Origin of the sequence: Ferrimonas kyonanensis DSM 18153 (assembly GCF_000425405.1) — a bacterium.
Lineage (GTDB): Bacteria > Pseudomonadota > Gammaproteobacteria > Enterobacterales > Shewanellaceae > Ferrimonas > Ferrimonas kyonanensis.
Genome location: NZ_AUDJ01000011.1, coordinates 49,134 through 68,598 on the forward strand (window position 1 = coordinate 49,134; position 19,465 = coordinate 68,598).

Genomic DNA, 19,465 nt, shown 5'->3' on the forward strand with positions numbered 1-19,465 from the left:
CAAGCGGGCCTCGAGCCCGCTTTTTTATTGCCGAGCCTCAGTGATGAGTGTCACACTCAGGCCAGTTGCTGATACACTAGAGGGGTCTAAAACCACAAATAAAAACATGCCGATGGAAGATATTAAACGTCCCCTGTACATCCCCTATGCTGGCCCGGTGCTGCTCGAAACCTCCCTGCTGAACAAAGGCTCCGCTTTCTCCGAAGAGGAAAGAGTGGCATTCAACCTGGCAGGCCTGTTACCTGAAGCGATTGAAAATATTGAAGAACAGGCAGAACGCGCCTACCTTCAGTTTCAAAATTTCAGTAACGACATGGATAAGCACATCTACCTGCGCAACATCCAGGACACCAACGAAACCCTGTTCTATCGACTGGTGAACAACCACATCACCGAGATGATGCCGATCATCTACACCCCCACGGTTGGTGAGGCCTGTGAACAGTTCTCCAACATCTACCGCCGTGCCCGCGGCCTGATGGTCAGTTACCCCAACCGTCACCGCATCGATGACATCCTCAACAACGCCACCCGGCATAACGTGCGGGTGATCGTGATCACCGATGGTGAGCGGATTCTGGGCCTGGGCGACCAGGGCATCGGTGGCATGGGCATTCCCATCGGCAAACTGTCGCTGTACACCTCCTGCGGCGGCATCAGCCCGGCCTACACCCTGCCCATCGTGCTGGATGTGGGCACCGACAACCCCCAGCGCCTCAACGACCACATGTACATGGGCTGGCGCAACAAGCGTATCTCCGGTGACGAATACAATGAGTTTGTCGATGACGTGCTCAGTGCCGTGCAACGCCGCTGGCCCAATGCGCTGGTGCAGTTTGAAGATTTTGCCCAGAAAAATGCCATGCCACTGCTGGAGCGCTACAAAGACCGGCTGTGCTGCTTTAACGACGACATTCAAGGCACCGCGGCGGTCACCGTCGGCTCGCTGCTGGCCGCCTGCAAAGCCGCCGGCACCCAACTCAAACAGCAGACCATCGCCTTTTTGGGCGCCGGCTCTGCCGGTTGCGGCATCGCCGAGGCGATCATCGCCCAGATGGTGGCCGAAGGCCTGGAAGATCACCAGGCTCGAGAGAAGGTGCACATGGTCGATCGCTGGGGTCTGCTGCAGGAAGGGATGCAAAACCTACTGCCGTTCCAGCAAAAACTGACCCAATGCTTGGACAAGACCCAGTCCTGGAGTGGTGACAACGGCGCCGTGTCGCTGCTGGAGGTGATGGAACACGCCAAACCCACGGTGCTGATCGGCGTCAGCGGGGCACCGGGCCTGTTCACCGAAGAGGTGATCAAGACCATGCACAAGCACTGTCCCCGCCCCATCGTGTTTCCACTGTCCAACCCCACCAGTCGGGTGGAAGCGATTCCGGAGGACATCCTGCGCTGGACGCAAGGCCAGGCCCTGGTCGCCACCGGCAGCCCCTTCAACCCGGTAGAGCTGGACGGGGAGGTCTTCCCCATCGCCCAGTGCAATAACAGCTACATCTTTCCGGGTATCGGCCTGGGCGTGCTGGCCTGCAACGCCGACCGGGTCACCGATGGCATGCTGATGGCCTCCAGCCGGGCCCTGGCGGAGTGTTCACCTCTGGCCATCGAAGGGGAAGGCGCGCTGTTGCCACCTCTGGAGCAGATTCAGGAGGTCAGCAAACAGATCGCCTTTGCCGTGGCCCGGGCCGCCATGACCGACGGCGTCGCCAAGATGATCAAGAACGTCGACCTCAAGGACGCCATCGAGCGACAGTTCTGGCAACCGGAATACCGCGACTACAAGCGCACCAGTTTCTGATCAACGCAAAACAAGAAGGGGCTCCGAAGAGCCCCTTGTTTTAGGCCATCGCCCACTCAGGACAGGTCCAGCACCGGCTGATGGGCGGTGGTCAGCCCCATCTGCGCCAACGCCTGGCCGATGACATTGAGGCTGTCCGGGTCTTCGATGGTGGCCGGTGGCACCACCGCCTCACCGTTGGCCAGCTTACGCATGGTGCCCCGCAGGATCTTACCGGAACGGGTCTTGGGCAACTTTTCCACCACCGCCACCAGTTTAAAGGCCGCCACCGCCCCTACCTCGGCCCGAACCAACGCCACCAGCTCGGTTTTAATCCGCTCCAGATCGGTGTCCATCCCCTGCTTCAGCACCACCAACCCCAGCGGCAACTGACCCTTAAGGGTGTCCTTAACGCCAATGACCGCCGCCTCGGCGACCGCCCCGTGCTGCGCCAGCACCTCCTCGAATCGACCGGTAGAAAGCCGGTGCCCGGCCACGTTGATGATGTCGTCCACCCTGCCCATGACATACAGGTAGCCGTCCTCATCCATATAGCCGGCGTCGCCCGTCAGGTAATAACCCGGGTAACGGCTCAAGTAGCCATCCCGGTAACGATCGTCGTTGTTCCACAGGGTCATCAAGGTGCCCGGCGGCAGTGGCAGTTTGATGGTGACCGCGCCACTTTGTCCCGCGGCCACCGGTTGCCCCAGCTCATCCAGCACCTCCACCTGATAGCCGGGCACTGCCAGTGCCGGCGACCCCGGTTTGATCGGCAGCGGCGCCATCCCCAAGGGGTTGGCACAGATGGGCCAGCCAGTCTCGGTTTGCCACCAGTGATCCACCACCGGCACCTGCAGCATGTCCGCGGCCCAGGTCAGGGTATCCGGGTCGCAACGCTCACCGGCCAGGAACAGCGCCTGCAGGCTGCTGATGTCCACCCCCTGCAGCAAACTGGCGGTGGCATCCACCCGCTTGATGGCCCGAATGGCCGTCGGGGCGGTAAAAAAGGTTTTCACCCGGTACTGCTCGATGATCCGCCAGAAGGCACCGGCGTCCGGCGTCCCCACCGGCTTACCTTCGTACAGCAACGTGGTCGCCCGGGCCAACAGCGGCCCATAGACGATGTAGGAGTGGCCCACCACCCAACCCACGTCCGAGGCCGCCCAGAACACATCGCCGGCATCGATGTTGTAGATCTGTTTCATCGACCAGGCCAGCGCCACCGCATGGCCGCCGTTATCACGGACCACCCCTTTGGGTCGGCCTGTGGTGCCAGAGGTATAGAGAATGTAGAGCGGGTCACTGGCCGCCACCTCGACGCAGGGCACCGGCTGTGCCTGCTGCAACAGTTGCTGCCAGTCCCGGTCGCCCTGGCGCTCCAGATCCGCCGGACACTGGGGCCGCTGAAACACCACCGCGTACTCCACCCGGTGCTCACACAGATCCAGCGCTTTATCCAAAAGCGGTTTATAGGGAATCACCCCGGACGGCTCGATGCCACAAGAAGCCGACAGCACCAGCTTGGGCTTGGCGTCATCGATGCGACTGGCCAGCTCCGGTGGTGCGAACCCACCGAACACCACCGAATGCACCGCCCCCAGACGGGCGCAGGCCAGCATGGCATAGGCCGTTTCTGGAATCATCGGCATGTAGATCACCACGCGATCGCCCTTGCCCACCCCCAGATTGGCCATGGCTCCGGCCAGGGTGGCCACCCGCTGCTGCAACTGCTGGTAGCTGATCGCCTCTTCGGTGCCCGTGACCGGGCTAACGTACTGAATCGCTACCTGCTGACCGTGCCCCGCCTCAACGTGGCGGTCGACGGCGTTGTAGCAGGTATTGAGGCTGGCACCGGGGAACCAGCGATAGAAGGGCGCATCACGATCATCCAGCACCTGATCCACCGGTTGCATCCATTCGATTTGAGTGGCGGCGTGACGCCAGAACGCCTGAGGGTTCTGCCACGCCTGCTGCTGCATCTGCTTGACCTTATTTAACGGCATAGGGCCTCCATGGTCGGGATTAACTGGGTCAGGCTTTCAGTTGTAGCAGATGACGGCCGGCGGCCCCATTCGACCATCGGCTAACTTCTGACCAGTCGCAACACAAACTTTACCTTTACGTAAACTTCCTATAAGGTGACTTTAAGCTAGAAGAGACCGATACCAAGATGACAGAAACTACAGACGTGACCTATTCCATCAGCGAGCTGGCTCGTGAATTTGACATCACCACCCGCAGCATTCGTTTCTACGAAGATCAGGGACTGATCAGCCCCCGGCGTCGTGGCCAGACCCGCATCTACAGCCTGCAGGACAAAGTCCGGCTGAAGCTGATCTTGCGCGGCAAACGTCTGGGTTTCTCCTTGGCGGAAACCGGTCGGTTGTTCGACCTGTACGACGCCGACAAGAGCAGCGGCACTCAGTTGCATACCATGCTGGAGCTGATCGAAACCAAGAAAGCGGATCTTCAACAACAGATGGACGACATTAAGGTGGTGATGATGGAACTCAGCTCCGCCGAACAGCAATGCAAGCAAGCACTGCAAGAGCTCACCGCCGAACTACAATAACAGGCGGGCCCTCTTTTGTGGCCGGAGTGCCACCAGTCTTGCTGCCCAAAAGGAACCAAGGGGAGAAGATATGAGCCTTTACCAATCCAGCTTCAATTATGGCTTGGGAGAAACACTGGAGATGCTGCGGGATTCGGTCCGGGACTTTGCCCAGGCCGAGATCGCGCCGCTGGCAGCAGACATCGACAGCAACAACAGCTTTCCCAATGAACTGTGGTCCAAGATGGGCGACATGGGACTGCTGGGGATCACCGTGGCCGAAGAGTATGGCGGCGTCAACATGGGCTACCTGGCCCACGCCATCGCCATGGAGGAGATCTCCCGGGCCAGCGCCTCGGTGGGCCTCTCTTACGGTGCCCACTCCAACCTGTGCGTGAATCAGATCCATTGTAACGGCAGCCACGAGCAGAAAGCCAAGTACCTGCCGAAACTGGTCAGCGGTGAGCACATCGGCGCCCTGGCCATGAGCGAACCCAATGCCGGCTCCGACGTGGTGTCCATGAAGCTCAGCGCTCGCCTCGACGGCGATCACTACATCCTCAATGGCAATAAAATGTGGATCACCAACGGCCCCGACGCCGACACCTACGTGATCTACGCCAAAACCGACACCAGCGCCGGTGCCAAAGGCATGACCGCCTTCATCGTCGAACGCGGCTTTGCCGGCTTCAGCCAGGCACAAAAACTGGACAAGCTGGGAATGCGCGGCTCCAACACCTGCGAACTGGTGTTCCAGGACACCCCGGTGCCGGTAGAGAACGTTCTCGGGGGCGTCGGCAACGGTGCCAAGGTTCTGATGAGCGGCCTGGATTATGAACGGGTGGTGCTGGCCGCCGGCCCGCTGGGGATCATGGCCGCCTGCCTGGACCAGGTGGTGCCCTACATCCACCAGCGCGAGCAGTTTGGCCAGGCCATCGGCCAGTTTCAGCTGGTGCAGGGCAAAGTCGCCGACATGTACACCCGCAGCAATGCCGCCCGGGCCTACGTCTACAGTGTCGCCCAAGCCTGCGATCGCGGCGAAACCACCCGCAAAGATGCCGCCGGGGCCATTCTCTACAGTGCCGAGCTGGCCACTCAATTGGCCCTGGACGCCATTCAGTTGCTTGGAGGCAACGGCTACATCAACGAGTACGCCACCGGGCGCCTGCTGCGGGACGCCAAGCTGTATGAAATCGGTGCCGGCACTTCCGAGATTCGCCGCTTCCTGATCGGCCGGGAACTGTTTACCGAAACCGCCTAACGCACGCTCTGGCGGGGGTCGCCCCGCCCGTTAAAGGACTGACAACCGTGACCATACTCCGTTCCAGCATTAACCGGCAGGAGCCGGGCTTTATGGCCCGGCGCGATGCCATGGCCGACCTGGTGGCCGATCTGACCGCCACACTCGACGCCATCGTTCCCGGCGGCAATGACCGCGCCCGCAACAAACACCTGGCCCAGGGGAAACTGCTGCCTCGACAACGGGTCGAACTGCTGCTCGATCCTGGCGCCCCGTTCCTGGAGCTCAGCCAGCTGGCCGCCCACGAGTGCTACGACGACAAGGTGCCCGCCGCCGGCGTGATTGCCGGCATTGGCCGGGTCAGCGGCATCGAATGCATGATCGTCGCCAACGACGCCACCGTCAAAGGCGGCACTTACTACCCGTTGACGGTAAAAAAACACCTTCGGGCTCAGGAAATTGCCGAAAAATGCCACCTGCCCTGCATCTATCTGGTGGAATCCGGCGGCGCCTTCCTGCCGCGTCAGGACGAGGTGTTCCCAGACAAGGATCACTTTGGTCGCATCTTTTTCAACCAGGCCAACATGTCTGCCAAGGGGATTCCCCAGATTGCCGTGGTACTGGGCCTGTGCACCGCCGGTGGCGCCTACATGCCGGCGATGGCGGATGAATCGATCATCGTCAAAGAGCAGGGCACCATCTTCCTCGGTGGGCCACCACTGGTGAAAGCGGCCACCGGCGAAGAGGTCAGCGCCGAAGAGTTGGGCGGCGGCGCCGTTCACACCCAGATCTCCGGGGTGGCCGACCACCTGGCCGATAACGACGAACACGCGCTGCAATTGGCCCGCCAGGCCGTGGCCCGCCTCAACCACCATCGCGCCCAGCCACTGGCCGACACCGACGTTCGCCCCCCCCGCTACCCCGCCGACGACCTGTATGGCATCGTCGGCAGCAACCTCAAACAGCCGTTCGAGGTACGGGAAGTGATCGCCCGGCTGGTGGACGACTCCGACTTCGACGAATTTAAGGCCGGCTACGGTGCCACTCTGGTGTGCGGCTTTGCCCGCATCTATGGCCAGCCGGTGGGTATCCTGGCCAACAACGGCATCCTGTTCTCGGAATCGGCCCTTAAAGGCGCCCATTTCATTGAGCTTTGCTGCCAGCGCAACATCCCCTTGCTGTTTCTGCAGAACATCACCGGCTTTATGGTGGGCAAGAAGTACGAGCACGAAGGCATCGCCAAGCACGGTGCCAAGCTGGTGACCGCCGTTTCCTGCGCCCGGGTGCCGAAATTCACCGTGGTGATCGGCGGCAGTTATGGCGCCGGCAACTACGGCATGTGCGGCCGCGCCTACGACCCCACCATGATGTGGATGTGGCCCAACTCCCGCATTTCGGTGATGGGGGGCGAGCAGGCCGCCAACGTCCTGGCCCAGGTCAAGACCGACGCCCTGGCCCGCAAAGGCGACAGCTGGAGCGACGATGAACAGCAGGCGTTCAAGCAGCCCATCGTCGAGCAGTACGAACGCCAGGGCCACCCCTATTACGCCAGCGCCCGCCTGTGGGACGACGGCATCATCGATCCGGCCCAGACCCGCGACGTGGTCGGCCTGGCCCTGACCGCGGCAATGAATGCGCCCACCGAAGCCACCCGCTTCGGCGTGTTCCGCATGTAAGGAGAGTGAAATGACCTTTCAATTCATTACCCTGACCCAGAGCGACGGCGTTGCCCGCCTGACCTTGAACCGGCCGGACAAGCACAACGCCTTCGGTGACGCCATGATTGCCGAGATCAATCAGGCCTTGACCGGGTTGACCCGCCAACCGCCGACCCTGCTGGTGCTGGCGGCCAACGGCAAGCACTTCTCTGCCGGTGCCGATTTGGCCTGGATGAAAAGCCAGGCGGCCATGGACCAGGCCTCCAACCTCAGCGATGCCCGCGAACTGGCCCGTCTGATGCACACCCTGGATCGGTTTCCGGCGCCGACGCTGGCGCTGGTGGACGGGGCCGCCTTCGGTGGCGCCCTCGGGCTCATCGCCTGTTGTGACATCGCCCTGGCCAGCCCCCGCGCCCGTTTCTGCCTGTCGGAGGTCAAACTCGGACTGATCCCTGCGGTGATCAGTCCATTCGTGGCCCGGGCCATCGGCCAGCGCCAGTCGCGGCGCTACATGCTGTCCGCCGAAACCTTTGATGCCAACACCGCCCATCAGATCGGACTGGTGCATGAGGTGTGCGACGATCTGCACAGCAGCAGCGAGCGCCTGATCACCACCCTGACCGGCAACGGCCCTAAGGCGATGCAGGCGTGTAAATCGCTGCTGCACACCATAGAGCAGCACCCTTTTGATGACGCGTTGCTGGCACTGACCGCCGACGCCATTGCCCATATCCGAGTGTCCCCGGAAGGCCAGGAAGGCCTGCAGGCGTTTTTTGATAAGCGCCCGCCCCTCTGGCAAGGAGAATCCTAATGTTAACCAAGGTCCTGATCGCCAACCGCGGCGAGATCGCCTGTCGCATCATTCGCACCTGTCAGGCTCTGGGCATCCGCACCGTCGCCGTCTACTCCGACGCCGACCGCAACGCTCAGCATGTCAACATGGCCGATGAAGCGTTTCTGCTCGGCCCGGCAGCCGCCACCGAGTCCTACCTGCTGGGCGATAAGATCGTCGCCCTCGCCAGCCTGGCGGGCGTGGATGGCATTCACCCCGGCTATGGCTTCCTGTCGGAGAACCCGGAATTCGCCCGCGCCTGCGCCGACGCTGGCATCGCCTTTATCGGCCCCAATACCGAAGCCATCGAACAGATGGGCTCCAAGAGCGCCGCCAAGGTGATCATGGAGCGGGCCGGCGTGCCGATGCTGCCTGGCTACCATGGTGATGACCAGAGTGACCAGAGGTTGACCGAAGAGGCAACCAAGATCGGCTACCCGCTGCTGGTCAAGGCCGCCTTTGGCGGCGGCGGCAAGGGGATGCGCATCGTCGAGCATGGGGATCAACTGGCCGCCGCTTTGGCCACCGCCCGTCGCGAAGCCCAGAGCGCCTTTGGTAATGACATGCTGTTACTGGAACGTTTCCTGGCAGCGCCGCGACACGTGGAGGTGCAAGTCTTCGCCGATGCCCATGGACACTGCATTTACTTGTCGGATCGGGACTGTTCCATTCAGCGTCGCCACCAGAAGGTGGTGGAGGAAGCGCCGGCACCGGGTCTGTCCGACACCCTGCGCCAGCAGATGGGCGAAGCCGCCGTCAAGGCCGCCAAAGCCATCGACTACCTGGGCGCCGGCACCGTGGAGTTCCTGCTCGATGCTCAGGGTCGCTTCTACTTTATGGAGATGAACACCCGCCTGCAGGTAGAACACCCGGTCACCGAGATGGTGACCGGCCAGGATCTGGTGCACTGGCAGCTGTTGGTGGCATCGGGTCAACCGCTGCCGCTGACCCAGCAGCAAGTTGAGATTCGTGGCCACAGCCTCGAGGTTCGACTCTACGCCGAGGATCCACAGCGAGAGTTTCTGCCGGCCACGGGCACCCTGACCCGCTTTGAGGTCCCCGCATCGCTGCGGCTGGACAGCGGCGTGGTAGAGGGCGACGAGATCAGTCCTCATTACGACCCGATGATCGCCAAGCTGATCACCTTTGGCGACACTCGCACCCAGGCGATTCAACAGATGAGTCGCGGCCTGCAGCAAACCCAGCTGGCCGGAGTCACCAGCAACCTGGCCTTTCTGGGGCGCATCATTAATCACCCACAGTTTCAGGCCGCCGACCTCGATACCCGCTTTATCGACACCCATTACGCCCAGTTGACCGGTGCCGATGACTTGCGCCACGTAGCCGCTATCGCCGCAGCGCTGGTGATCAGTCAACCGGGCTGCCAACGCAGCCCATGGCACTCCGTCGCCGGTTTCCGTCTCAACCAGAGTCCGGTGATGCACCATCACCTCGAGGACGATCACGGCGAGCGCTACCCGCTGCTGGTCAAAGGCCACTGGCCGGCTCTGACGGTTCAGCTCAACGAGGTGGCGTATCAGGCCGTCATCGGCATCGATGACGATCAGCTGAGCCTGGAGCTGGATGGCCACTTGTGCCACTGGCCGTTCCAGCGCTGTGGAGAATCCGTGACCCTGTTCCTGCCACAAGGCCCACTGCGGTTTGATGCCGTCAGCCATCAGGGCGGTGACGGCGACGACAGCGGCGAAGACGCCCTGAAGGCACCGATGAACGGCACCGTGGTCACCCTGCTGTGCGAACTGGAGCAAACCGTCGAAGCCGGTCAGCCGCTGCTGGTGATGGAAGCGATGAAGATGGAGTACACCATCACCGCCCCCTACGCCGGTCAGGTGCTGGCACTGCCCTATGGACCTGGCCAGCAGGTCAATGACGGCACCGCCCTGGTAACGCTGGAAGCCTTGGAGGAGTCATGAGTCACGCCACCATCGTCGAAGTCGGGCCCCGGGATGGGCTGCAGAATGAAGCCGCAGTCACGCTGGCTCAGCGCATCGCCCTGGTCGATGCCCTCTCTGGCACCGGCCTGAGTCAGATTGAAGCCGGCAGCTTTGTCTCGCCGAAATGGGTGCCACAGATGGCCGATGCCGACCAACTGTTCGCCCGGATTCAGCGGCGTCCGGGCGTTCGTTACAGCGCACTGACCCCCAATATCAAAGGCTTTGACGCGGCGCAGCAGGCAAAGGTCGACGGCGTGGCAGTGTTCGGCGCCGCCTCGGAAAGCTTCAGCCAGCGCAACATCAACTGCTCCATCAGCGAATCGTTGCAACGCTTCGAGCCGGTGTTTGCCGCCGCCCGCCGCGCCGGCCTGCCGGTTCGCGGCTACGTCTCCTGCGTGCTGGGCTGCCCCTATGAGGGCGACATCGACGTCGCCAAGGTGGCCGACGTCGCCGAATCGCTGTACCGAATGGGCTGCTACGAGATCTCTCTGGGCGACACCATCGGCGTCGGTACCCCGGCCAAGGCCAAAGCCATGTTGGCGGCCGTGACCGAACGGATACCGGTATCGGCATTGGCGCTGCATTTCCATGACACCTACGGCCAGGCCCTGGCCAATGTGCTCGCCTGTCTGGATCTGGGTGTCACCACCTTCGACAGCGCCGTGGCCGGACTGGGCGGCTGCCCCTATGCCAAGGGGGCCAGCGGCAACCTGGCCACCGAGGATCTCCTGTATATGCTGCATGGGCTGGGCATGGATACCGGCGTCAACCTGGACGCCGTCATTGCCGCCGGCACCACGATCTGCCGTCAACTGAACAAGCCGCCCTCCAGTAAGGTCGCCCAGGCCTGGCTCGCCAACCATAAGGAGCAACCGGCATGAGCACTCACTCCCCAATCTGGCAACCCAGCCAGAGCCGCATCGATGCCAGCCAGATGGAAGCGTTTCGCCACTTCGTCAATAACAAGCTGGCGCTGACGCTGAGCGATTACCAGCAGCTGCATCGCTGGAGTACCGACCATCCGGATCAATTCTGGCAAGCAATCTGGCAGTTCGGCGAGGTGATCGGCACGCCCGGTCAACGGCTGTTGCTAAATGGCGATAAGATGCCTGGTGCTCGCTTCTTCCCGGACGCCCGGCTCAATTTTGCCGAAAACCTGCTGCGCTATCAGGACGACCGCATCGCCCTGGTGTTTCGCGATGAAGCCGCCAACCGGGTCGCCCTGTCCTATAACGAGCTGTATCACGAAGTGGCCCGTCTGGCCCACCACCTGCGCCACCTGGGCGTGGTGGCCGGCGACCGGGTGGCCGCCTTTATGCCCAACCGCATCGAAACCGTGGTCACCATGCTGGCTGCCGCCAGCCTGGGGGCCACGTTCAGCTCCTGTTCGCCGGACTTTGGCTTCAACGGCGTCCTCGACCGCTTCGGCCAGATTCAACCTAAGGTGCTGGTGGCCGCCAATGGCTACCGTTACAACGGCAAAGTCATCGATTGCAGCGACAAGATCGCCCAGATTGCCGACGCCATCGGTTCGCTGCAGCAGGTCATCGTGGTACCGGCCTTCGATGCGGTCGCTCAGGTTCAGCATCCACTGGCCATTGGCTGGCATCAGGCCCTGGATAACCCGGCCCGCAGCGTGTCGTTTACGCCACTGCCGTTTGACCACCCCCTGTACGTGCTGTACTCCTCAGGCACCACCGGGCAACCCAAGTGCATAGTTCATGGCGCCGGCGGCACCCTGTTGCAGCACCTGAAGGAGTTGCGGCTGCATACCGATATTCAGCGTCGAGATGTGCTGTTCTATTTCACCACTTGCGGCTGGATGATGTGGAACTGGCTGATCTCCGGCCTGGCCACCGGTGCCACCCTGGTGCTGTACGACGGCAGTCCGTTTGCCCCAGGCCCGGAAGTGCTGTGGCAGCTGGCCGAACAGGAGGAGGTCTCGGTGTTCGGCACCAGTGCCAAGTACATCGCCGCCCTGGAAAAGGCCGGTTACCGGCCGGCGGAACACCATCGGCTGACTCAGCTCAAAGGGCTGCTGTCCACCGGTTCGCCCCTGGCCCACGAAGGCTTTGATTTTGTGTATCGGCACATCCACCCGGATCTGTGTCTGAGCTCCATCTCCGGGGGCACCGACATCGTCTCCTGCTTTGCCCTGGGCAATCCCATCAAGCCGGTCTACCGTGGCCAGTTGCAGAGTCCCGGGTTGGGAATGAAGGTCGAGGTCTATAACGAGCAAGGCCAGCCGCTGCAACAGCAAAAAGGGGAGCTGGTGTGCACCACGCCGTTCGTGTCGATGCCCATCGGCTTCTGGGGCGATGACGATGGCAGCAACTACCACCACGCCTATTTCGACCGTTTCGACAACGTCTGGGCTCACGGCGACTACGCCGAAACCACCGCCGAGGGAGGGTTGATCATCCACGGTCGCAGTGATGCGGTACTCAACCCGGGAGGGGTGCGGATCGGCACCGCCGAGATCTACCGCCAGGTCGAAAAGGTGGACCAGGTACAGGAAAGCCTGGCCATCGGTCAACAGTGGCAGGATGACGTGCGAGTGGTGCTGTTTGTGGTGCTCAAACCCGGCACCAGGTTGACCGATGCATTGCAGCAGCAGATTCGCACCACCATTCGCGCCAACACCACCCCGAGGCACGTGCCGGCGAAAATCATTCAGGTTCAGGATCTGCCAAAAACCTTGTCCGGAAAGTTAGTGGAGCTGGCAGTGAGAAAAGTGGTCCACGGTCAGGCGATCACCAACACCGACGCGTTGGCCAACCCTGAATCTCTGCAACAATTTAAGCACCTGCCAGATCTTCAGTGTTAACGCAAAGAATCCAGTCACAACTGTATTTTTACATATGCGACTGGATTTTTACCCATCTTTTCAGAAGCTTAGACTTTCCGAAAGCGCCAAATTGCTCGAAAAAAGCGAGCAATCCAACCATTGCTTAAAACACGATATTAATAAAAAAAGCTTATAAAGCTTCTCTTAAATCAAACAGTTAGATCATCAAAGAAAAAGTGTGAACTGCTACCAAACCCCCACTATTGCACCTACTCGCTCATGCATGTTAGATTCCGCGGCCAGATGAATGTCTAAAACTTGACTAAGATTTATTAATATAATGAATTTAGTCAGCGTAAGTTGGAAAGTACTATGCCAGTGTTAATGCGTGACTTTGATTCGATTGATATACGACTGCTCATAGTGTTCCGCGCAGTGGTTTTTACCGGTAGCTTAAGCAAAGCCGCCCGGAAACTGTCCGTAACGCCTAGTGCCGTCAGTCAATCCCTGTCAAAACTAAGTAAATACTTCAGCCACCCACTGTTCACCCGAACCAGCAATGGACTGGAACCCACCGATTTCGCGATGGAGCTGTACGGCTACGTTAACTCGGCCCTGGATCTGCTGCAGGACGGCGTTGAAAGCCTGAGCGACTTCGATCCAGCCAACAGCAAACGTCGCTTTAGAATCTCGGCCAACCACATTCTTGACCTGATCATTCTTCACCCGCTGGCCCGCCACATCGAGTCCTTTAACAGTCAACTCAAGGTGTCGGTCAATAACCTGGTGGAAGAGGAATCGAAGATCATCGACAGCCTGCAGATCGACAACAACGACCTGTGCCTAGTGGCGATGAAGATCGACATGAAGAGCATCATTCAGGAGAAGGTGCTGGACGAAGAGATGGTGGTTCTGGGCTGCAAATCCAACCCGTTGACCAAAGAGGTCATCGACATGGACACCTTCCTGGCTCAGCGTCACTGCCGTTACGCCGTCGGCCAGATTGGCTACAAGATGGGCAACGCCATGAACATGGGTTACGTCGACGAACGGGAAGTGTTCCTGGACACCAACAACCCCTTCAACGCCATGATGATGACTCAGGGCACCGACACCCTGGTGACCATCTCCCGCTGGTTGTGGGAAAAGTACGCCAGCCAATTCGAACTGGCAGAGATTAAGACCAGCTTCGACATTCCAACGGTGCCGCTGTATCTGACCTATCTGAAGAAGATGGAAGACAGCAAGGCCAATCGCTGGTTGCGCGACCAGGTCAAACAGACCCTCGCTTCATTGCGATAACACCGAATTGCGGGAATGGATTCCTGCCCCTCTCCCCAGCTTCAACCTTCCCTTTCTGCCAGGCAAAAAAAAGCCGGCACATACCGGCAAACCCACACTGCGCTAGCAACTTAAAACTGCTTTAAATTTAGCAGCGGTTTACCAGCTTGCAATATTCGGGCGTATTTTCAGCCGAGAGTGCCCCACCGGTTCGATGCGACACCCCCTGATTCATCGATACTCAGTCCCAGGCCAACTCTCGATAATGGGTCCGGCACATGGAGACATAACTGTCGTTACCACCGATCTGTACCTGGTCACCGTTGCGCACCGGGTTGCCGGTTTCATCCAGCCGAACCACCATGTTGGCTTTACGGCCACAGTGACAGATGGTCTTGAGTTCAACCAGTTTATCCGCCCAGGCCAACAGGTATTGGGCACCTTCAAACAGCTCCCCCTGGAAATCGGTGCGTAAGCCGTAACAGAGTACGGGAATGTCCATCTTGTCCACCAGGTAGGTCAATTGACGCACCTGACTCTTGGTCAGGAACTGACACTCATCCACCAGCAGACAATTGACCGCTTGAGCGTCATTCTCCCGCAGGACCATCTGGATCAGATCATCCTCTTTGCGGTAGATAAGGGCATCGGACGACAACCCGATTCGCGACGTCACTTTTCCCTGACCGTAACGGTCATCCAGGCCCGCGGTCATCACCAGAACCTGCATGCCCCGTTCGCGGTAGTTGTACGCCGATTGCAGCAGAGAGGTGGATTTTCCGGCATTCATTGCCGAATAGTAAAAGTAGAGTTGAGCCAAAATTGATCCCCCAGTAATCGCTGAGGCAAGTCTACCGAAAAGCCCGGATCTGAACCAGAGTGGGGGGGCAAAAAATGGCGGCGGCAAACGCAAATCGGGCCCCTGGTGGGGCCCGATGTGTCAGCGGATTAACCTCAGCGCCGACACAGGCGTTTCAGCAGCAGAATCACCAGCACCAGCCCCAGGGTGGCGGTGGCAAATCCGGCCATGACCGACCCGGTCATCCCCAGTACCAGGTAACCGGCCAGCGAGATCAGTGCGGTCAGCACCGCATAGGGCAACTGAGTAGTAACATGATCAATGTGGTGGCATCCGGCACCGGTGGAGGACAGGATGGTGGTGTCGGAGATCGGCGAACAGTGATCGCCGAACACCGCACCGGCCAGTACCGAAGACAGCATCGGCAGCATCAGTGCCAGATCCACCGCTTCGGCCATGTTGGCAGCAATGGGCAGCATGATGGCAAAGGTGCCCCAACTGGTGCCGGTGGCAAAGGCGGCAAAGCCACTGAGCAAAAACAGCAACGCCGGCAATCCCCAGGCAGGCAGGTTACCCTGGGCCAGAGTCGCCATGAATTCGCCGGTCTTCATGTCGCTGATCACCCCGGCAATGGTCCAGGCAAACAGCAGAATGTAGATAGCCGGTAGCATCGATTTGATGCCACTGATCACCGCCTTACTGATGTAGGCCGCCGGCACCCCCTGGCGCAAACCGAACAGCAGGGTAAAGCCGACCCCGGCCAGGCCAGAGTAGAACAGGGACCAGGCGACATCGGTGTTTTCAAAGGCACCGATAAGGGAGAACGCCTTGTCGTCCGCCGCCAAGACCTGGTTGCCGGAAAACAACATCAAAGAAACCGTTATCGCAATCAGGAAACCGATGGGGGCCACCAGGCCGGCGACCCGGCCATTGTTGGCCTCGGGCAGGTCCAGCTCTTCACCGGCAGGCACCCCTTTGGCTTCGTCCCACAGTTGACCGCGCTGAGCTCGCTGCTCGGCGTCCGCCATGGCGCCGAAATCCAGGCCGAAATAGACCACCGCCAGTAACAGGGCAAAGGCAAAGATGGCATAGAAGTTCATCGGTACCATCTGCATAAAGGCACTCAGGTAACCGATGTCGGTCATGCCATGGGTGGTGAGCAAGCCCCCGATCAGGGCGATGATGTACGCGCCCCAGGAGGAGATCGGTGAGATCACGCAGATGGGCGCCGAGGTGGAGTCGATGCAGTAGGCCAGCTTTTCCCGCGACACCTGATAGTGATCGGTCACCGGCCTGGCCACCGAGCCCACCACCAGAGTGTTGAAGTAGTCATCGATGAAGATCACCACCCCCAGTGCCATGGTCATCAACTTGGCATCGCGGCCGCAGCGGATGCGGTGACGGGCCCAATCGGCGAAAGCACGGGTCGCCCCGGAGACCGAAATCAGCGCAGTCATCACCCCCAGTAACACCAGAAAACCGAGCGTGTAGAGATTCCAGCTGTTGAGGGCGCCGTCATCCCAAACCAGAGAGACGGCACGGGAACCGAGCTCGGAAGCGCCATCAACCACAGAGAAATCCACCAGCATCAGGATGCCAATGGCAATGCCTAACCCCAGGGACAGCAGAACTTTTCGGCTGGCGATTGCCATGCCAATGGCCACCACGGGGGGCAGCAGGGAGAGTGCCGAATCGGCGTAACTAATTAAAGCCATCGTAATGTTATCGTCATTATTAGCGATGGAGGCAACTGACACGGCCAAAGCCGCGGGGGACTAGCAAAAAGCGAGAGATCCACCTTCCATTCAGTAGCGCTCCATAGTAAATCATCTTCCCAACATCCGGTTGGAATTTACTATGGCAGTGTTACTCCTGTTAGAAGTAACCCCAGCGCGCAGGGATGATGCCCGGCACACTTCGGCATCGACTCCTTTGGGCCGGCGTCGTCGGGTATCAACCTCGACCGGCTTACTGATAGGCGATGCGCCTCTACCTTATCGGTACTCGCATACGAAGATGCGAAGGCGGCATTCTAACTGCAAGTGCCCCTCACTTGACCAGCAGATGCCGCCATATTGTGAGTTATATCACAGTTATAACAGTTCTGTGAGCTTAGGGACAGCGTCAAACAGATCCGCTTCCAGTCCATAATCGGCCACCTGGAAAATCGGCGCATCCGGGTCCTTGTTGATCGCCACGATCACCTTGGACTCCTTCATGCCGGCCAGGTGTTGAATGGCACCGGAGATGCCCACCGCGATGTACAGATCCGGGGCGACAATTTTACCGGTTTGTCCCACCTGCAAATCGTTGGCTACGTAGCCCGCATCCACCGCCGCCCGAGAGGCACCGATGGCTCCACCGAGCTTGTCGGCCAGAGCTTCGATCAAAGCAAAGTTCTCGCCGCTGCCCAAACCGCGGCCGCCGGAGATCACCACCCGTGCGGCGCCAAGCTCAGGACGCTCAGACTGCACCAGCTCTTCGCCGACAAACTGGCTGAGGCCGCTGTCCTTGACGCTGGACACCGTCTCGATGTCTGCCGCCGCCTGAGTGGCTACGGCATCGAACGCGCTGGTTCGAATGGTCAGCACCTTGATGGCATCCAGGCTTTGTACCGTTGCCAGGGCATTACCGGCATAAATCGGGCGCACAAAGGTGTCTTCTGACTCAATGGCAATAACATCGGAGTGCTGAGCCACGTCCAGCAATGCCGCCGCCCGCGGCAGCACGTCTTTGCCCTTGGCACTGGCTGCGGCCAGGATGTGGCTGTAGCCACCGGCCAGCTCCAGCACCAGGTCGGCGACCGGTTCTGCCAGCTGATGGGCATACCCATCGTGATCCGCCAGCAACACCTTGGTGACGCCAGCCAGTTGTGCCGCCTGATTGGCGGCCTCGGCCACGCCGCTGCCGGCGACCAATACATGAATCTCCTGACCCAGTTGAGTGGCCGCACCCACGACTTTGGCACACTCGGCACCCAGGCCCTGTTTGTCCAGCTCTGCAATAATGAGGATCGCCATTAGACCACCTTCGCTTCGTTTTTCAGCTTCTCAACCAGCTCTTCAACCGAGCCCACCATGATGCCGCCACTGCGTTCCGCCGGGGCCGTTACCTTTATTACCTGTTGGTGGGATTTCAACTGCAACTCGAAATCCGCCACTGTAACGGTGTCCAGTGGTTTGCGCTTGGCCTTCATAATATTCGGCAGCGACGCATAGCGCGGTTCATTCAGGCGCAGATCTGCAGACACAACGGCAGGCAGTTTGACACTCAGGGTTTGAATGCCGCCATCGATCTCCCGGGCAACGGTGACTTGATCGCCTTCGACCTCAATGCTGGAGGCAAAGGTTGCCTGCCCCATGCCTGCCAGTGCCGCCGTCATCTGCGCGGTCTGGTTGTTGTCGCCATCGATGGATTGCTTACCAAACAGCACCAAATCGGGTTGCTCCTTTTCAACAACCGCTTTTAACACCTTGGCAATCGAGATGGGCGCCAACTCTTCATCGTGCTCCACCAGAATCCCGCGATCGGCGCCCAAGGCCATGGCCGTACGCAATTGCTCCTGGGCCACTTTAGGACCGATTGATACCGCAATAATCTCATCGGCCTGGCCTTTTTCCTTTAGCCTTACCGCTTCCTCGACGGCGATCTCGCAGAAGGGGTTGATCGCCATCTTCAGGTTGGCCAGTTCCACCGCTGACTCATCAGCAGCGACTCTCACCTTCACATAGGGATCGACCACCCGCTTGATCGGAACCAGAATCTTCATAGTACGTCCTTTGTTTAGCGCCAGAATCGACTTTGCATAACACTGCTTCCCACTCTAATTACTGTTAACGTAAACGTCAACATTCAAAGGCCGGCAGCAGGGTGAAAATGAACAGAAGCTGAACCAGTGACATCGAAGGACATTTTTTTCAATGACACGGAACTCCTGAATAATGTAAATGTCTGCAAAGATATCGATATATCATCTTAGTAATGAGTAATTAATTGTCTTAATTTACGAGACAACTATAATTGCCCATGCTAATCTAAACACTGTTAAATTTGCACACTTGATAATTAGGTTGAATCCACGATGGCTGATTTCTTAGAAATTTTGACTCACGGTCGCCGCTTAAAGGCTCAAGTTAAAGAGCTAGAGCTGGATGAGCTGAAAGATGTAATCGCTAAACTGCAGAAAATTGCAGACGAGCGCGAAGCTGAAGCAGAGGAAGAAATTGCTGCTCAAGCTGAACGCCTGGCTAAAATTGAAGCAATCCGCAAGCAACTTGCAGAAGATGGAATTAGCGTTGATGAGCTAAATGCACTGGAAAGTGCTTCTCCACGTCGCAAGCGTGCACCACGCCCAGCTAAATACAAGATTGTTGTTGATGGCGAAACCCTGACTTGGACCGGCCAAGGCCGCACTCCAAAAGCCATCAAAGAAAAACTGGATCAAGGTCACTCCCTGGAAGAGTTTCTGATTTAAGATTTAGTTACAAAGTTTCCTAAAACGGCTGCCAATGGCAGCCGTTTTTTTATGCCCGCTTGCCGAAGGCGAATTGCAGCCCCTCGTCGATGCAAGGATAATGGATT

General features: G+C 59.3%; 15 protein-coding genes, 1 pseudogene and 1 riboswitch. Of the genes and pseudogenes, 11 read left to right on the plus strand and 5 right to left on the minus strand.

Going from position 1 to position 19,465, the window contains the following annotated elements:
- Positions 1-112: 112 nt before the first annotated feature.
- Positions 113-1,801 carry an NAD-dependent malic enzyme gene (locus H598_RS0105035; RefSeq protein WP_028112035.1) on the plus strand — a complete coding sequence of 563 codons (1,689 nt, stop codon included), beginning with the start codon at positions 113-115 and terminating at the stop codon, positions 1,799-1,801.
- Positions 1,802-1,857: 56 nt separating this feature from the next.
- Here the strand turns inward: H598_RS0105035 and H598_RS0105040 are convergent, their stop codons facing one another.
- Entirely contained in the window at positions 1,858-3,783 is a 1,926-nt protein-coding gene (locus tag H598_RS0105040; RefSeq protein ID WP_028112036.1) for a propionyl-CoA synthetase, read from the minus strand.
- 167 nt (positions 3,784-3,950) lie between these two features.
- Here H598_RS0105040 and H598_RS0105045 point away from each other — a divergent pair, with 167 nt between their 5' ends.
- The 9 genes and pseudogenes from H598_RS0105045 to H598_RS0105080 all read left to right on the plus strand — a co-directional run bounded on the left by H598_RS0105045 (position 3,951) and on the right by H598_RS0105080 (position 14,106).
- A complete protein-coding gene (locus H598_RS0105045) occupies positions 3,951-4,352 on the plus strand; it encodes a MerR family transcriptional regulator (RefSeq protein WP_028112037.1) in 402 nt (133 codons plus the stop codon).
- Between the two features lie 70 nt (positions 4,353-4,422).
- Positions 4,423-5,592 (plus strand): isovaleryl-CoA dehydrogenase, encoded by a 1,170-nt coding sequence (locus H598_RS0105050; protein WP_028112038.1) that lies wholly within the window; start codon positions 4,423-4,425, stop codon positions 5,590-5,592.
- Between the two features lie 47 nt (positions 5,593-5,639).
- On the plus strand, positions 5,640-7,247 hold the full coding sequence (locus H598_RS0105055; RefSeq protein ID WP_028112039.1) for a carboxyl transferase domain-containing protein: 1,608 nt from the start codon (positions 5,640-5,642) through the stop codon (positions 7,245-7,247).
- A gap of 10 nt (positions 7,248-7,257) precedes the next feature.
- On the plus strand, positions 7,258-8,040 hold the full coding sequence (locus tag H598_RS0105060; protein ID WP_028112040.1) for an enoyl-CoA hydratase-related protein: 783 nt from the start codon (positions 7,258-7,260) through the stop codon (positions 8,038-8,040).
- Complete coding sequence (locus H598_RS0105065) at positions 8,040-9,995, plus strand: acetyl/propionyl/methylcrotonyl-CoA carboxylase subunit alpha (RefSeq protein ID WP_028112041.1); 1,956 nt, start codon at positions 8,040-8,042, stop codon at positions 9,993-9,995. Before H598_RS0105060 ends, H598_RS0105065 begins: the two co-directional genes overlap by 1 nt.
- Positions 9,992-10,897 carry a hydroxymethylglutaryl-CoA lyase gene (locus tag H598_RS0105070; RefSeq protein WP_028112042.1) on the plus strand — a complete coding sequence of 302 codons (906 nt, stop codon included), beginning with the start codon at positions 9,992-9,994 and terminating at the stop codon, positions 10,895-10,897. Before H598_RS0105065 ends, H598_RS0105070 begins: the two co-directional genes overlap by 4 nt.
- The gene (locus H598_RS0105075) at positions 10,894-12,843 is read left to right on the plus strand and encodes an acetoacetate--CoA ligase (RefSeq protein ID WP_028112043.1); all 1,950 of its coding nucleotides are present in this window, start codon (positions 10,894-10,896) and stop codon (positions 12,841-12,843) included. Before H598_RS0105070 ends, H598_RS0105075 begins: the two co-directional genes overlap by 4 nt.
- A 345-nt stretch (positions 12,844-13,188) precedes the next feature.
- Positions 13,189-13,377 (plus strand): annotated as a pseudogene (locus H598_RS27160) (LysR family transcriptional regulator); the annotation flags it as partial.
- Between the two features lie 12 nt (positions 13,378-13,389).
- Positions 13,390-14,106, plus strand: a complete 717-nt coding sequence (locus H598_RS0105080) for a LysR substrate-binding domain-containing protein (protein ID WP_245595555.1) — start codon at positions 13,390-13,392, stop codon at positions 14,104-14,106.
- Positions 14,107-14,326: 220 nt separating this feature from the next.
- Here H598_RS0105080 and H598_RS0105085 read toward each other — a convergent pair whose 3' ends face one another.
- From H598_RS0105085 to H598_RS0105100, 4 genes are all read right to left on the minus strand, one after another.
- Positions 14,327-14,905 (minus strand): thymidine kinase, encoded by a 579-nt coding sequence (locus tag H598_RS0105085; protein WP_028112045.1) that lies wholly within the window; start codon positions 14,903-14,905, stop codon positions 14,327-14,329.
- 134 nt (positions 14,906-15,039) lie between these two features.
- Positions 15,040-16,599: a Na+/H+ antiporter NhaC family protein gene (locus H598_RS0105090; RefSeq protein ID WP_028112046.1), complete on the minus strand. Its 1,560-nt coding sequence runs from the start codon at positions 16,597-16,599 to the stop codon at positions 15,040-15,042.
- An 86-nt stretch (positions 16,600-16,685) separates the two neighbouring features.
- A riboswitch (Lysine riboswitch) is annotated at positions 16,686-16,884 on the minus strand.
- Between the two features lie 93 nt (positions 16,885-16,977).
- Complete coding sequence (locus H598_RS0105095; protein WP_028112047.1) at positions 16,978-17,904, minus strand: FAD-binding protein; 927 nt, start codon at positions 17,902-17,904, stop codon at positions 16,978-16,980.
- Entirely contained in the window at positions 17,904-18,653 is a 750-nt protein-coding gene (locus tag H598_RS0105100; protein ID WP_028112048.1) for an electron transfer flavoprotein subunit beta/FixA family protein, read from the minus strand. Before H598_RS0105100 ends, H598_RS0105095 begins: the two co-directional genes overlap by 1 nt.
- A gap of 312 nt (positions 18,654-18,965) precedes the next feature.
- On the opposite strand from H598_RS0105100, the gene H598_RS0105105 reads away from it, so the two are divergent.
- Positions 18,966-19,358 (plus strand): H-NS histone family protein, encoded by a 393-nt coding sequence (locus H598_RS0105105; protein ID WP_028112049.1) that lies wholly within the window; start codon positions 18,966-18,968, stop codon positions 19,356-19,358.
- Positions 19,359-19,465 lie beyond the last annotated feature (107 nt).